The sequence below is a fragment of the Capnocytophaga endodontalis genome (assembly GCF_002209445.1).
Classification (GTDB): domain Bacteria; phylum Bacteroidota; class Bacteroidia; order Flavobacteriales; family Flavobacteriaceae; genus Capnocytophaga; species Capnocytophaga periodontitidis.
This window is the reverse complement of sequence record NZ_CP022022.1, coordinates 617,608-631,828: the sequence shown is the minus strand read 5'-3', so window position 1 is coordinate 631,828 and position 14,221 is coordinate 617,608. Positions and strand designations below refer to the sequence as shown.

Below are 14,221 nucleotides of genomic sequence, written 5' to 3'. Positions count from 1 at the left end.
GTTTTACTGGTTTAAAAGGGATTGTATTTCTATTACTTTTTGATTAAGCGCCTCGATACTCTCAAGGTATGCCAAGCGGGTATCTACGGCTGTCTGTAGGGTGTAAAGGTACTCCACATAGCTTATTTCACCTGCGCTATACCCTAACTGATTGGCTCGGATAATGCGCTCGGCTTCAGGTAGCGCTTCTTGTTTGTAAAACTGATATTTTTGCAAATTCAGTTGGTATTCCTCTTGCAGATTTATCCATTGAGTTTTAAGCTGTTTTTCTGTTTGTTGAGCTGCTTCTATAGCTGCTTCTTTCTGATATTTATAAGCTTTCACCTTGGCACGGATAGCGGTAAAAATAGGAACTGAAAGCCCTATGGTGGCAAAGTGAAAACGTTTACTTCTATCAGTATAGGTCTCTACCCCTCCAATGGTTTGCATTCCTATAAGAGACTGATTGGTATAGCCCAATGTAAGGTCGGGCAGGGCTTGGGCACGCTCTAGACGTTTGTTGTGCTCAGCTATGTTTGCTTCTTGATAGCTGAGTTGTACCAAAGGGTGCTGAGAGAGTTGTACATCCGAAGGCTCACTGAGTAACAAAGGCTCATACACGGGCGGCTTGGTAATGGTAAATGCTTCTTCTGTTTGCATTAACGTACGCAAGTTGCGATAGGTAGCTTGTTGTATAGTTTTGTTCTGTTGAAGTAACAAACTTATTTCTCCTTTCTTCACTTGGGCAGTGTTAATATCTATCTTCTTGGTATCCCCTGCTTTATAGCGTACTTCAGCAATGCGAATAAAATTATTGTAGAGACTATCAAGCTGCAAGAGCTGTTCCTCTTTAAAAGTCAAATATTGCAATTGCTGATATGCGTTGCGCACTTGCCGCTTCAGTTCATTCTGCTGAAGGGCTAATTGCCCTTGTTGTAATTGTGTCTCTGCTTGATAGAGCTTTTTGCGAGCAGCAAATACTGTAGGCAAAGGAATAGATTGTGATACACCTACTGAAAGGTCTTTTTCAGCACTGCTGTACTGCCCGTATTGCCCTGTAAAGTCTGTTTTAGCCAATTCAAAAGAGGTTCGCTCTTTAGCACTTGCTCCTTGTAGCTTGAGTTGTGCTGCCTTAATCACTCCATTGTTCTTAAGGGCTATTTGCTCTATTTCTTGTAGCGAGTAAGACTGCTGAGCGTGTAGCGCTATAGGACTGATAAGCAATAGGGCTATCGTGAGTACTTTAGCTGAAGGACGGCGCCAAGAAAAGGTACTATTGAAAGCGATGTAAAGCAACGGAAGCACGAAGAGGGTGAGGAAGGTAGCCGATACTAACCCCCCAATAACCACTGTAGCTAAGGGGCGTTGTACTTCTGCTCCTGCTCCTTGACTGAGTGCCATAGGTAGGAAACCTAAGCTCGCCACCATAGCCGTCATTAGCACAGGGCGTAAACGCATTTCGGTACCCGTAATCACGCGATGCAAAAGGTTGGTCATTCCTTCTTTTTTCAGCTGGTTGAAAGTGCCAATAAGCACTATACCGTTGAGCACTGCTACCCCAAAGAGCGCGATAAAACCAATACCCGCACTAATACTAAAAGGCATTCCCCGAAGAAGCAAGGCAAATACGCCCCCAATGGCACTCATCGGGATAGCGCTAAAGATGAGCAATGATTGTTTTATAGAGTGGAAAGCAAGGTATAACAAGAAAAATATTAAAAGTAGGGCTACAGGCACGGCTATGAGCAGTCGGTCGGTGGCTTGTTGTAGGTTCTCAAACTGACCGCCATAGGTAAAGTAATAGCCCGTAGGGAGCTTTACGCCCTTTAATTTTTGTTCTATATCACTCACCACACTCTGCACATCGCGCCCTTGCACGTTGAAGCCAATGACGATACGGCGCTTGCCTGCTTCACGGCTTACTTGTGCGGGGCCTAATTCATATTTGATAGTGGCCAATTGGCTCATCGGCACCTGCCCATTTTCGGTAGCTACCATCATATGCTGTACATCGTCAATTCCGGTACGATGGAGGCTATCGAGGCGTACCACAAGGTCGAACCTTCGTTCGTTCTCGAAGACAACCCCAGCCTTCTTACCAGCAAAGGCGGTACTGAGTACCTCATTGACCTCTTGCACCGAAAGTCCGTAGTTGGCCAAGCGTACCCGATCGTAAGTAACATTGATTTGCGGAAGTCCGCTTACTTTTTCGACCTGTGGGGCGGTAGCACCTTCTGTTTTCTGGATAAGTTGGCTTACTCTTTGGGCGTAGTGGGCGAGGGTATCCATGTTTTCTCCAAAGATTTTTATCGTTACATCCTGTCTGACACCTGTCATCAATTCGTTGAAATGCATTTGTATAGGCTGGCTTTTCTCAAAGAAGACCCCAGGAATATCCTTGAGCCGCTCAATGATGGCATCTCCTAATTCCTCATAGGAGCGACCACTTTTCCATTGGTCTTGGCTCTTGAGTACGATCACAATATCGGAGGCTTCCAGCGGCATAGGGTCGGTAGGTATTTCGGCAGAACCTGTTTTGCCTATCACCATTTTCACCTCGTCGAACTCACGAATCAGGCGAGAGGCCTGCATGGAAGTCTCCAAGCTCTGCTTCAGGGAAGTGCCCGGTGGCAGAATACATTCAAAAACAAAATCGCCTTCTTGTAGTTGTGGAATAAACTCACCTCCCATACGGCTGAAAATGCCTACCGCAAGAACGAACAGTACCACGGTACTGCCTATTATCCATCCCCTAAGGCGGATAGAACGGACAAAGAGCGGTTGGTAGTGACGGTAGAGCCAGCTTATCATTCGCTCGGCAAAACTGCGCTTGTCACTTACTGTTTTAGGTAGGAGCAAAGCGCTCATGGCAGGGATATAAGTCAGGGAAAGGATCAGGGCACCCAAAATAGCAAAGACGACGGTTTGTGCCATAGGGCGGAACATCTTGCCCTCTACTCCTACCAAGGTAAGAATGGGAATATACACCATCAGGATGATAATCTCTCCGAAGGCGGCACTACTGCGTATTTTGGAAGCGGAATGGAATACCTCCTCATCCATTTGTGCTTGGGTAAGTCGTTGGTGGTTCTTTCGGATCGCCAAGTGGTGCATCACTGCTTCTACCACGATAACCGATCCATCTACGATAATTCCGAAATCTATCGCTCCCAAGCTCATCAGGTTGGCACTTACTCCAAAGAGGTTCATCATTCCTAAGGCAAAGAGCAAGGAGAGCGGAATGGCCGTGGCAACAATCAGTCCGGCACGCAGGTTCCCTAAGAAAAGTACTAAGATGAAGATGACAATCAGCGCCCCCTCTAAGAGGTTTTTCTCTACTGTATGGATGGCGCGTTGTACCAAGTCCGTGCGGTCTAAGAATGGCTCTATCACTACATCTTCAGGTAGGGATTGCTGTATGGTGGGCAGTTTTTCTTTGATACGACTGACTACCTCGTGGCTGTTTTCGCCCTTGAGCATCATCACTACCCCACCTACGGCATCCACCTCGCCATTATAGCTAAGGGCACCATAGCGGAGGGCACTGCCCAAGCGTACCTCGGCTACATGCTTGATAAAGAGGGGAGGAGTGTGCTTGCCTACGGCTATATTGCCTATGTCTTCAAGGGAGCGAGCCATGCCTATTCCTCGGATAAAGTAGGCATTGGGGCGCTTGTCGATATAGGCACCTCCTGTATTTTGGTTGTTCTGCTCCAAAGCAGTGAAAATATCACTGACACTCACCCCCATGGCACGGAGGCGATCGGGGTCTATAACCACCTCATACTGCTTGAGTTCGCCTCCAAAGCTGTTGATTTCGGCTATTCCTTTGGTACCATAGAGTTGGCGAGCCACGATCCAGTCCTGCATGGTGCGGAGGTCTTTGGCGGAATATTTGTTTTTGCTCTGTTCCGTAGGGCGAATGATATACTGATATACCTCCCCCAGTCCGGTACTCACGGGTGAGAGTTCGGGCGAGCCTATGCCTTGAGGGATTTGCTCCTGTGCCTCCTTGAGCTTTTCATTGACTAGCTGGCGGGCAAAGTAGATGTCCATATCCTCGCTAAAGACGGCTGTGATGACCGAGAGGCCAAAGCGGGAAATACTGCGTGTTTCCTCCAGCCCAGGAATATTGGCGATGGCTTGCTCAATAGGAAAAGTAACCAGTTGCTCTACCTCTTGTGAGGCCAAAGTAGGGGTAGAGGTGATGATTTGTACTTGGTTGTTAGTAATATCTGGAACGGCATCAATGGGGAGCCTTGTAGCACTCCATACGCCCCAAAAAATAAGCATAAGGGTCATGAATCCTACAAATAGCTTATTTTTGATGCTAAATAGTATGATTTTGTCTAACATTTCTAATAAGAATTAATGATTAGTTAATGACTAATGATGGGTGAGATGACTAATGAACAATCACTTGAGATGAAGAAAGAAAAGACTATATCTTGGGAGGAGTCCAGATATTCCCATAGCAGTTCGAAGACCATACGGTCAGGGGATAGCTATAGGAGGGAATGGTTGCGGTGGCTTGAGCAATGGTTAAGGCCTCATAAGTAGTGGGCGTGCTGATTACCATTTGGCAGCAAGTGCAAATGCAGAAAGGTGAACAGCTATCCAAATGAAAATGAGAGTGTTCCCCAGTTGGGGCTGTTACAAATTCATAAGAAGCTGAAGACTCCTCACCTTCAAGCATATCCGTACAAGGCAGCCCAGTGAGTGCCAACAGATATAAGCTAAGTATGAAGGTGAAAAATCTCATATTGGGAGCAAAGATACATTTTTTTTCAATCTGACAAAATTTTTTGATTTTGTCGCATTCTACTACATAATTAAAAATAACACATCTGACACATTACCAGCTCCACGCAGACGTGCAGCAACGCACGTCTGCGGGTGCAAAGGTAATTTTTTTTGGTTATATTGTCAAGATGTTGTACCTTTGCACCTAGAAGTTACTGAGAAAATAGGTATAATCAAATGAAATAAGAGCTATTACTAAATCATTACCTAATCTTCTTGTAATTCCTGTATCTTCTTTATTTAAAATAGATTATAAAAGTAGTTTCAATTTTGGGGCAAACTTTGCAAAGTTAATATGAATATTAAATCTTCACTTTTAAACCTACAAACATAGTGCGAGGTAGCGAAGGACCATAAATGTAATCGGCGTCGCGTTCAGCGCCTTTGTCGAAATCTTTTTGATATTGGTTGAAAAGGTTTTTGATACCACAACTTACTTCTAAGGGGAAGAATGTTTGGAATTTAAACTCATAAGCGGTGTTCACGCCTACGTCCCACATTGCAGGAGTGGTCTCCAAACGTGTATCGGCTATATAACCTTTTAAGTGAGTGGTTTTCATACTACCTGTATATACGGTTACAAAGTTGATATCCCAATTAGGACGTGGTTTATAGGTTGCCATCAGGTTGCCATACACACTTGGCGTGCGGAGAATTTCATCGGTATAGACGTTTTCTTCGGGGTTTTGCACGCTGTTGTATTTAGAACTTTGGATAGTGGTGGCAAGTTGTACCATAAATTTGGGATTGGGGCTATATTTTACTTCTATATTTACCCCTTTTACTACGGCGCCATCGGAATTGCGTTTCTCACGGATAGGCAATCCGTTTTCTAAACCTGCATCTTCGTAAGTAAAGCGGTCGTGCAAAGCCGTGTAAAACCCTTCTATCATCGCTACAAATTGGTGGTTATCGTGAGCGTGGTTATATTCGAAAGAAGCGGTAAAGCTATCGGAGGTCTCTTTTTTAAGATTATCGGCGAGTTTTACGCGTCGTGCTTCACCTCCTTGCAATTCGCTGTGTACATCTTCTGAATAGAAGAAAGGCGCTCTAAAACCACGTGAATACGAACCCCGAGCAATGAAATTCTCATCGATATTGTAGAGGACACTCGCACGAGGGTTGAGGGCAGTAACACTTTTCTTTATTATATCGGAATTGACATTGTCGAATCGGACACCCCCGAGCACTTTGATTTTGGGAGAGATACGCCAATCGGCTTGAGTGAAGAGACCAAATGTATTCGCTTTTTGGTTTACGGCAAGCACATTAGGATTCTGACGCTTTTCGGCTATCTTGTCGTATTGATATTCGGCGCCCGACGTCCATTGCAAATTGCCGTTGCCCGTAGGCACATAAGCCGTATGCTGTCCGCCGAGTAACCAAATATTTTCTTTGGTAACCCCATAGTTGCCAGAAGATGCTACGATGTCGGTACCATCGAAACTGCCGTAATAGTTATCAGCGCGAGTGCGTTCGGCACTGGTATAGGCGGTGAACTTATGGTTATAGGCAGGTGAGAAATACTCGAAATTAGCATTACCTCCTAACATTTGCGTACGAATACTTTCGGCAAGGTCGGCAAGGTGTTCGGGTTCGTCGAGTTTATTACCTCCACGACGATTTTCGTTGCTCACGTTCAGTTCGGCGGTGAGCTTATGACGGTCGGTAAAATCGTTAAAGAGTTTTGCACCCGCATTGAGGTTGCGCAAACGAGTGATTTCGGTAAAGTCATCGCCATTATCGTCATAAGACTGACGTGTGCGTTGCATAGCGTGGAAAGAGATACCGCGCATATAGTTTTCGCTCACAAGTGAACCGTTGAAAGAGCTCACCACATCGGCTGATTTACCGCCTATGAGGTTGCCCACAATACCTGCTTGTGCCTCGTTTTTGGTAGGGTTTTTAGTAATCACGTTGATAGTTCCTGCAATGGCATTAGAGCCGAAAAGGGCAGAACCACCTCCACGAATCACCTCTATGCGCTCAATCATATTGGCAGGGATTTGGTCTAAGCCATACACACCATTAAGCGAGCCAAAGATAGGACGGCTATCGATGAGGATTTGCGAATAAGCACCTTCCAAGCCATTGATACGCACTTGGGAAGTACCACAGTTCTGGCAGTTTACTTCGGTGCGCAAACCCGGTTGGAATACCAGACCTTCCATCAAGGTATGGGCTTTGACGTTTGCCAGTTCGCGATTGGTAGTAACACTCACCAGTACAGGTGCGTCCTTACGGTTTTCTTTGGTTTTGGTAGCTGTTACGACCACTTCTTCCATTCCGACCACATCTTCTTTGAGAGAGACATCTTGAGAGAGAGTCTCTTCTCCTGTGATAACCACTTTATCGTTATAAGGAATATACCCCAACGAACGCACTTTTAGCCTGTATTCGCCAGCGGGTAAGGAAAGAGAATACTGACCATTGCGGTCGGAGGTTGTCCATTTTTTGAAGGTTTTACCTTCGAGTTGGACAGTTACGGCTTCTAAGGGTTGACCCTCTGCCGTGATAGTACCTTTGATAGTTCCGTTTTGAGAGAAACATAAAGTACTGAAAGCTATAGCAATAGCTGATAAAAAAGTTTTCATATAATATTAATTTGTTTAGAAAATTTGGTGCGAGCCACACGGGCAATTTTCTTATTACCTTATTGAGACAGGCACAATTACTTATTATTTCGGCGCAAAGGTAATTCATTTTTAGATAATGTGAAAATTTTTAAAGAAATATTTTTAGTTTTATTTAAAGTGTTTTATTAGAGTGCCGTAGTTATAAGGTTTTCAAAAGTCGTAGAAATGAAGAGGTACAAACAAAAAAAGCGACTCAAAAAGAGTCGCTTTTTGTTACTTGTTAACTATTATTTGTTACTTGATACTATGGCAATAGCCTAAAACATAATCCTCTATAAAAATGAAGTGGACTTCGTATTTACCACGCCCTACGAGTATCTCGGTAGAGCTATCGGTAGGGAAGAAATCGCGTACTTTTACATCGTTGAGGGTGAGTTCAGGATTGCCGTGAATTTTGAAGCCTACTTCTTTAGCGCACCACGTCATTGTGAGTTTTTGTATGATACTTTCTAAAGAGAAAGAGGCTGCTCTAAAGTTCCATTGGGTGAACTTATGTGCTATAGCTACTATTTTTTGGCGTTTTTTCTCTATATCTACCCCTACTTTTCTATCGCTGATAATCACTGCTACTTTATTAAAGGAATGACTGATAGAAATTTGTTTTCCATCGCTAAGGAAAGGTTTTCCGTTAGGATCGTAGAACAGAGCAGTAGGTGTATAACCGATATTTTTGAGCAATACGCGTGTAGCAAGGAAGTTTTTTTTGCCTTTCTCATTGTGAATGGCATTCAAACTTTCTTGTTGTTGGGGTGTGAGTACGACCGCTTGCTGCAAATCAGTGAGCCTCTCCTCCACATCCCATAAGTAAAGTTTGGTCTTTACATCAATATCAAATGTTTTAATCAATGGCATTTTTGTTTTCTCTCATCTATTTTATACAAAGGTAGTAAAAAAAACTTCAATATAGACAAGTTCTATTTAGAGAGCAAAATGTCTGTTTTGTAATTTAACATAATAAATATGTTAATGAAAAAAGTTTTGGACTTAATTTTTAATGGTTTATTAGTATTTTGGCTATGGGAATATGTTAAAAACTCTTATTTTAAGTTATCAGAAGTTTAACATTGTAAAAATGAGAGTTTAACAAAAGTTTAACGGTGTAGAGCGCAAAAAAAGTCTTCACGAAAAAGAAAATCGTGAAGACTAAAAAATAAAATATAACTTTTAAAAAATAAAAATGATAGCAAATTCTTATTTATAAAGTACTTTTTTTACAGCTTTTACTACGTCTTCGGCGTTAGGTAAGAACTCTTTGAGCAATTCTGAAGAGAATGGCGCAGGAGTATCGGTGGTAGTAATACGTTGTACAGGAGCATCGAGGTAATCGAAAATGTGTTCTTGTACTTGGTAAGTAATTTCGGAAGAGACACTGCTAAAAGGCCAAGCTTCTTCTAAAATTACTAAGCGGTTTGTTTTTTTCACTGATGTGAAAATGGTATCGAAATCGAGTGGACGCACGGTACGCAAATCGATGATTTCACATTCGATGCCTTCTTTGGCTAAAATATCGGCAGCTTTGTGAGCTTCTTTGATGATTTTACCAAAAGATACGATAGTTACATCGCTACCAGCGCGTTTAATGTCGGCAACTCCAAGAGGAATAGTGTATTCTTCTTCAGGTACTTCACCTTTATCACCGTACATTTGCTCAGACTCCATAAAGATTACAGGGTCGTTATCGCGGATAGCCGATTTGAGTAATCCTTTAGCATCATAAGGAGTTGAAGGAACTACTACTTTCAAACCAGGACAGTTAGCGTACCAATTCTCAAAAGCTTGAGAGTGGGTAGCAGCAAGCTGACCAGCAGAAGCGGTAGGACCGCGGAATACGATAGGAATATTAAATTGACCACCTGACATTTGACGCATTTTAGCGGCATTGTTGATGATTTGGTCAATTGCTACCAACGAAAAGTTAAAGGTCATAAACTCAACGATTGGGCGGTTACCATTCATAGCTGCCCCTACTGAGATACCTGCAAAACCACCTTCGGAGATAGGGGTATCGATTATACGTTTAGGACCAAACTCGTCGAGCATTCCTTTAGAGGCTTTGTATGCACCGTTGTATTCGGCAACCTCTTCACCCATCAAATAAATAGACTCGTCGCGACGCATTTCTTCGCTCATCGCTTCGCAAACGGCTTCTCTAAATTGTATTGTTCTCATTTATATTATATTAAATAAGGTATATAACTAAAATTTTTCAGTTTGAAAGTACAAAAGTAGAAATAATTATTTAATTTCCCAATTTTTTTAAGTGATTATTTTTAAAGAAAATTTTTAAAATGTTGTTTATTAACGGTTTAAGTTTCTAATTTTTTTATACGAAAACTAAAGAATATCGGGCTATTTGGAAGTGGCTAACAATCAATAACTAAAATTTGCTAATTTAGTAATTACGTTGTATCTTTGCCGTCTGAACACTTAATATCTAAAGTACTATGGCAAGAGAAATCAAAGCAACGCCCATACTTGAGGGGCAAGATGTAATAGAGTTCTACAAGAAATTAGCAGGGTTTAAAGAGAATTTTAAACGTTTAGGCATTACACGTGAGAGTATTGAGAAAGATGCTGCTAAATTAAGAGCTATTTTCAAGGAAAGTAGAGAAGAAAAATAAATAGAACAATGAATTTAGATAATTTATCTTTTTTAAGAGTTACTAAAGGATTTGTGATTAAACCCTTTAATTGTGAAGATGATGATTTGAATGAGTTTCTTTTTGAAGAAGCTATTCCTTATCGAAAAGAATTACTCGCTACCACTTTTGTGATTGAAGATGACACCCGAACTTTAGGTTATTATAGCTTACTAAATGATAGCTTACAACTTAAAGAGGAAATGTTTTCTTCAAAAAGTCAGTTAAAAAAGTTTTTAAGAGATTTAATACCTTATCCTAAAAGACACTTAAAAAATATTCCTTCTGTAAAAATAGGTCGCTTGGCTGTTGATAAATCTTGTAAAGGAAAAGGATTAGGAAAAATAATGATTCATACTATTATAAGTAATTGCCTTATGTTGAATGACAATCAAGCTTGTAGGCTTATCACTGTTGATGCCTACAAACAAGCTATTCCTTTCTATCAAAGAATGGGTTTTGAATTCCTATCAGATAATGACAAAGAGGACAGTACCCGATTGATGTTTCTTGATTTAGCAGACCTTGAAGAGTAAATAATATTAAAAGAATGAACAATAAAAAGTCATCGAAGATTATTAAAAATAAACCCTATCTTTGCAATACTTAACACCCCTAACATCAGAAATCTAACATACAACATATATGAGAAAAATACAAATGGTTGACCTTCAAGGTCAGTATGAAAGAATTAAAAACGAAGTACAAGCTTCTTTTGAAGAAGTACTCAACACCACCGCTTTTATCAACGGCCCCCAAGTACAAGCCTTCCAAAAAGAATTGGAAAACTATATGGGGGTAAAACACGTCATCCCTTGCGCCAACGGTACAGATGCCCTACAAATAGCAATGATGGGGCTCGGACTCAAAGAAGGTGATGAAGTTATAACTGCTGATTTTACCTTCGCTGCAACCGTAGAAGTGATTGCCTTGCTGAAACTCACCCCTGTATTGGTAGATGTGTATGACGATACTTTCGACATCAACATCGAGGCTATTGAAAAAGCGATTACTCCCCGCACGAAAGCCATAGTACCCGTGCATTTGTTCGGTCAGCCAGCCAATATGGAAGCTATAATGGCTTTGGCTAAAAAACACAACCTCTTCGTGATTGAGGACAATGCGCAAGCCATCGGTGCTGATTACACTTTTGCTGATGGACACAAACAAAAAGTAGGCACTATCGGTCACGTGGGGGCAACTTCTTTCTTCCCTTCTAAGAACCTCGGTTGCTACGGCGATGGAGGGGCTATCTTCACTAACGACGATGACCTCGCTTACACTCTTCGCGGTATCGTAAATCACGGTATGTACGTGCGTTACCACCACGATGTAGTAGGGGTAAACTCACGCCTCGACTCTTTACAAGCCGCTGTGTTGCGCGCCAAACTCCCTCACCTAAACGATTATAACGCCCGCCGACGTGAAGCTGCTCGCAAATATACAGAAGCGCTGAAAGGCAATCCTCATATCATTACTCCTGTAATCGCCAAAGGTTACGACCACGTATTCCACCAATATACCCTCCGCATCACTAATGGCAAACGCGATGAACTCGCCAAAGTATTGGGTGACAATGGAGTGCCTTTTGGTATTTACTACCCTATACCATTGCACGCCCAAAAAGCCTATACCCGAAGCTCTTATAACGAAGCTGATTTTGGCGTTACCAATAAATTAGTACAAGAAGTCATCTCACTGCCTATGCACACCGAGCTTGACGACGAGCAAATAGCATTTATCACAGAATTGATAAAGAAAACAGTGTAATTGTAGGTCGCGGCAAGACAGACAGTTATTTGCGTCACACACACTTTGCCAAAGTTCTTAACACCTACCTGTGCTATGGTCTTTGGCAAAGTTGAAGAATATAACAGAAAAGTAATCTTTTTATGGAAATCACTAATATCAACCAGTTAGACCCTCTATATGGAGTGTACTCGTATGCCGATTATCTATTGTGGAAATTTAAAGAGCGTGTAGAACTTTTTAAAGGAAAGCTCTTCAAAATGTCTGCACCTTCAGCAGTACATCAAGAAATATCAATGAAATTAGCGGGAGAACTCTATCAGTTTCTTAAATGAAGTTCAAATATGCCCTTTATGAGGAAGCTAAAGTACCAGAATATTGGATTATTGACCCCGATCACCAAAATATTTTAGTTTATATACTGAAAGGTGATAAGTACCAAAATCCTATCAATGTAGTAGATGATTATATCCCTTCAGAGAAATTTCCTACTCTTAAACTACATACTAACGATATTTTTTAAACAACATCCTTATGGCAAAGACTGTATTGCAAATAGCTATTGATGAGGAAGACTTACCTATTTTTGAATCTCTTTTTGAAAAGTTTGAGGTAGAAACATCAGATATTGTTTATTTTCTCACAAAAGAAGATTTACAAACAGTATCTAATGAGGTATTAAATAGAGATTTAACGACAGAAGAAGTTACTTTGTTAGAAAGTAAGATAGGTGATTACATCGATTGGTATGATAGCATAGAGAATGCCATTCAAGAGTTGATACCCTATGAAAATAATTAAGTATCTACCTAATTAGAAAAATATGCTAAATACAAATCAATACTTTACATTGCAACAAGCCTCATTGTGGGCAACGGAATATATGGGGAAGAATGTTACTTCCTCAAATATCTCCTATTTAGTACAGTATGGTAAAGTAAAGAAATTTGAAAACAATGGCATCACTCAAATCGCTAAAGAGGAACTTAAGGCCTATTATGATGCTTTGGGTGGAAATCGCGCCTCACAGTGGAAAGAGAAATTAGGTGATGACCTCAACTGGAGTCTGTCATTTGAGCAATATAAAGAAGCAGAAACTACCAAACACGTACACCGCTTGCACCCTTATAAAGGGAAGTTTATTCCGCAATTGGTAGAGTATTTTTTAGATGGGCATACTGATGCTTTCAAAAAAGAAGTCTTTTTTAAAACAGGTGATATAGTCCTCGACCCTTTTTCGGGTAGTGGTACTACTATGGTGCAAGCCTCAGAATTAGGAATGCACGCTATAGGAGTAGATGTGTCGGCTTTCAATGCGTTCATAGGCAATGCTAAGGTAGGACATTACGATTTGGTAGATGTGTATGATGAAACACAGCGCATTACCCAAGCTTTAAAGGAATTTTTAGCAGAAAAACACATACTTGCTTTTGATGCTGAACTTACCGAAGCACTCAATTATTTTAATAAAGAGTTCTTCCCCGTGCCCGACTATAAATATCGCCTACAACGCAAAGAGATAGACGGCAAAGTATACGGGGCTGAGAAAGAGCAACAGTTTTTACCTATTTATCAGGGTCTTATAGAAAAGTATCACATTCAGCTAAAACAAGCTAAAGCCGATACATTTTTAGATAAATGGTATATACAGCACGTACGTGAGGAGATAGATTTTGTGTTTAACCTTATTAAACAGATAGCTAATCCCGCTACCAAGCGTATTATTACTCTTATATTGAGCCGTACCATTCGCAGTTGTCGCGCTACCACTCACGCCGATTTAGCAACCTTGATAGAGCCCGTAACTACCACTTATTATTGTGCCAAACACGGCAAGGTGTGCAAACCTCTTTTTTCTATATTGAAATGGTGGGAGACCTACACTAAAGACACTATCAAACGTTTGCAACAATTTAAAGATTTGCGTACTAATACTTACCAGAAATGTTTACAAGGTGATAGTCGTACTATTGACATCTTTGAGGCATTAGAGCATAAGAACCCTGAGTTTGCTGCTTTGGCAAGAAAGCAGAAAATAAAAGGGATTTTCTCATCACCTCCTTATGTAGGGCTGATTGATTATCACGAGCAACACGCTTATGCTTACGACCTTTTTGGTTTTGAGCGCAACGACGATAAAGAGATAGGCCCCCTTTACAAAGGACAAGGGCAGGAAGCCAAACGTATGTATGTAGCGGGTATTGCTGAGGTACTGACCAATAGCAAACGCTTTTTAGCCGATGATTACGATGTATTTTTGGTTGCTAACGACAAATATGGCTTATACCCCGAAATAGCCGAGCGAGCAGGAATGCGCATTGTAAACCAATACAAACGCCCTGTTCTCAATCGTACCGAAAAAGACAAAAATGCGTATGCAGAGATTATATTTCATTTGAAAGAAAAGTAATAAAA

10 protein-coding genes and 1 pseudogene are annotated in these 14,221 nt (G+C 41.3%); 6 read left to right on the top strand and 5 right to left on the bottom strand.

What is annotated here, in order from left to right; genetic code table 11:
- Nucleotides 1-3 precede the first annotated feature (3 nt).
- The 5 genes from CBG49_RS03075 to CBG49_RS03050 all read right to left on the bottom strand — a co-directional run bounded on the left by CBG49_RS03075 (nucleotide 4) and on the right by CBG49_RS03050 (nucleotide 9,587).
- Nucleotides 4-4,335 (bottom strand): CusA/CzcA family heavy metal efflux RND transporter, encoded by a 4,332-nt coding sequence (locus tag CBG49_RS03075; RefSeq protein ID WP_016479452.1) that lies wholly within the window; start codon nucleotides 4,333-4,335, stop codon nucleotides 4-6.
- An 85-nt stretch (nucleotides 4,336-4,420) separates the two neighbouring features.
- Nucleotides 4,421-4,741, bottom strand: coding sequence for a DUF6660 family protein (locus tag CBG49_RS16345; protein ID WP_009750737.1), 321 nt, complete (start codon nucleotides 4,739-4,741; stop codon nucleotides 4,421-4,423).
- A 343-nt stretch (nucleotides 4,742-5,084) separates the two neighbouring features.
- The gene (locus CBG49_RS03060) at nucleotides 5,085-7,376 is read right to left on the bottom strand and encodes a TonB-dependent receptor (protein WP_088593327.1); all 2,292 of its coding nucleotides are present in this window, start codon (nucleotides 7,374-7,376) and stop codon (nucleotides 5,085-5,087) included.
- Between the two features lie 276 nt (nucleotides 7,377-7,652).
- Nucleotides 7,653-8,270, bottom strand: coding sequence for a 4'-phosphopantetheinyl transferase family protein (locus tag CBG49_RS03055; RefSeq protein ID WP_009750735.1), 618 nt, complete (start codon nucleotides 8,268-8,270; stop codon nucleotides 7,653-7,655).
- A 339-nt stretch (nucleotides 8,271-8,609) separates the two neighbouring features.
- Nucleotides 8,610-9,587, bottom strand: coding sequence for a pyruvate dehydrogenase complex E1 component subunit beta (locus CBG49_RS03050; protein ID WP_088593326.1), 978 nt, complete (start codon nucleotides 9,585-9,587; stop codon nucleotides 8,610-8,612).
- A 275-nt stretch (nucleotides 9,588-9,862) separates the two neighbouring features.
- On the opposite strand from CBG49_RS03050, the gene CBG49_RS15840 reads away from it, so the two are divergent.
- The 6 genes and pseudogenes from CBG49_RS15840 to CBG49_RS03025 all read left to right on the top strand — a co-directional run bounded on the left by CBG49_RS15840 (nucleotide 9,863) and on the right by CBG49_RS03025 (nucleotide 14,216).
- The gene (locus CBG49_RS15840; protein ID WP_009750733.1) at nucleotides 9,863-10,039 is read left to right on the top strand and encodes a hypothetical protein; all 177 of its coding nucleotides are present in this window, start codon (nucleotides 9,863-9,865) and stop codon (nucleotides 10,037-10,039) included.
- Nucleotides 10,040-10,047: 8 nt separating this feature from the next.
- On the top strand, nucleotides 10,048-10,593 hold the full coding sequence (locus tag CBG49_RS03045) for a GNAT family N-acetyltransferase (protein ID WP_088593325.1): 546 nt from the start codon (nucleotides 10,048-10,050) through the stop codon (nucleotides 10,591-10,593).
- Between the two features lie 109 nt (nucleotides 10,594-10,702).
- Entirely contained in the window at nucleotides 10,703-11,827 is a 1,125-nt protein-coding gene (locus CBG49_RS03040; protein ID WP_088593324.1) for a DegT/DnrJ/EryC1/StrS family aminotransferase, read from the top strand.
- A gap of 122 nt (nucleotides 11,828-11,949) precedes the next feature.
- Nucleotides 11,950-12,329: pseudogene (locus CBG49_RS03035) on the top strand (Uma2 family endonuclease).
- An 11-nt stretch (nucleotides 12,330-12,340) separates the two neighbouring features.
- A complete protein-coding gene (locus CBG49_RS03030) occupies nucleotides 12,341-12,607 on the top strand; it encodes a hypothetical protein (protein WP_088593323.1) in 267 nt (88 codons plus the stop codon).
- A 22-nt stretch (nucleotides 12,608-12,629) separates the two neighbouring features.
- Nucleotides 12,630-14,216: a DNA methyltransferase gene (locus CBG49_RS03025; protein ID WP_088593322.1), complete on the top strand. Its 1,587-nt coding sequence runs from the start codon at nucleotides 12,630-12,632 to the stop codon at nucleotides 14,214-14,216.
- Nucleotides 14,217-14,221 lie beyond the last annotated feature (5 nt).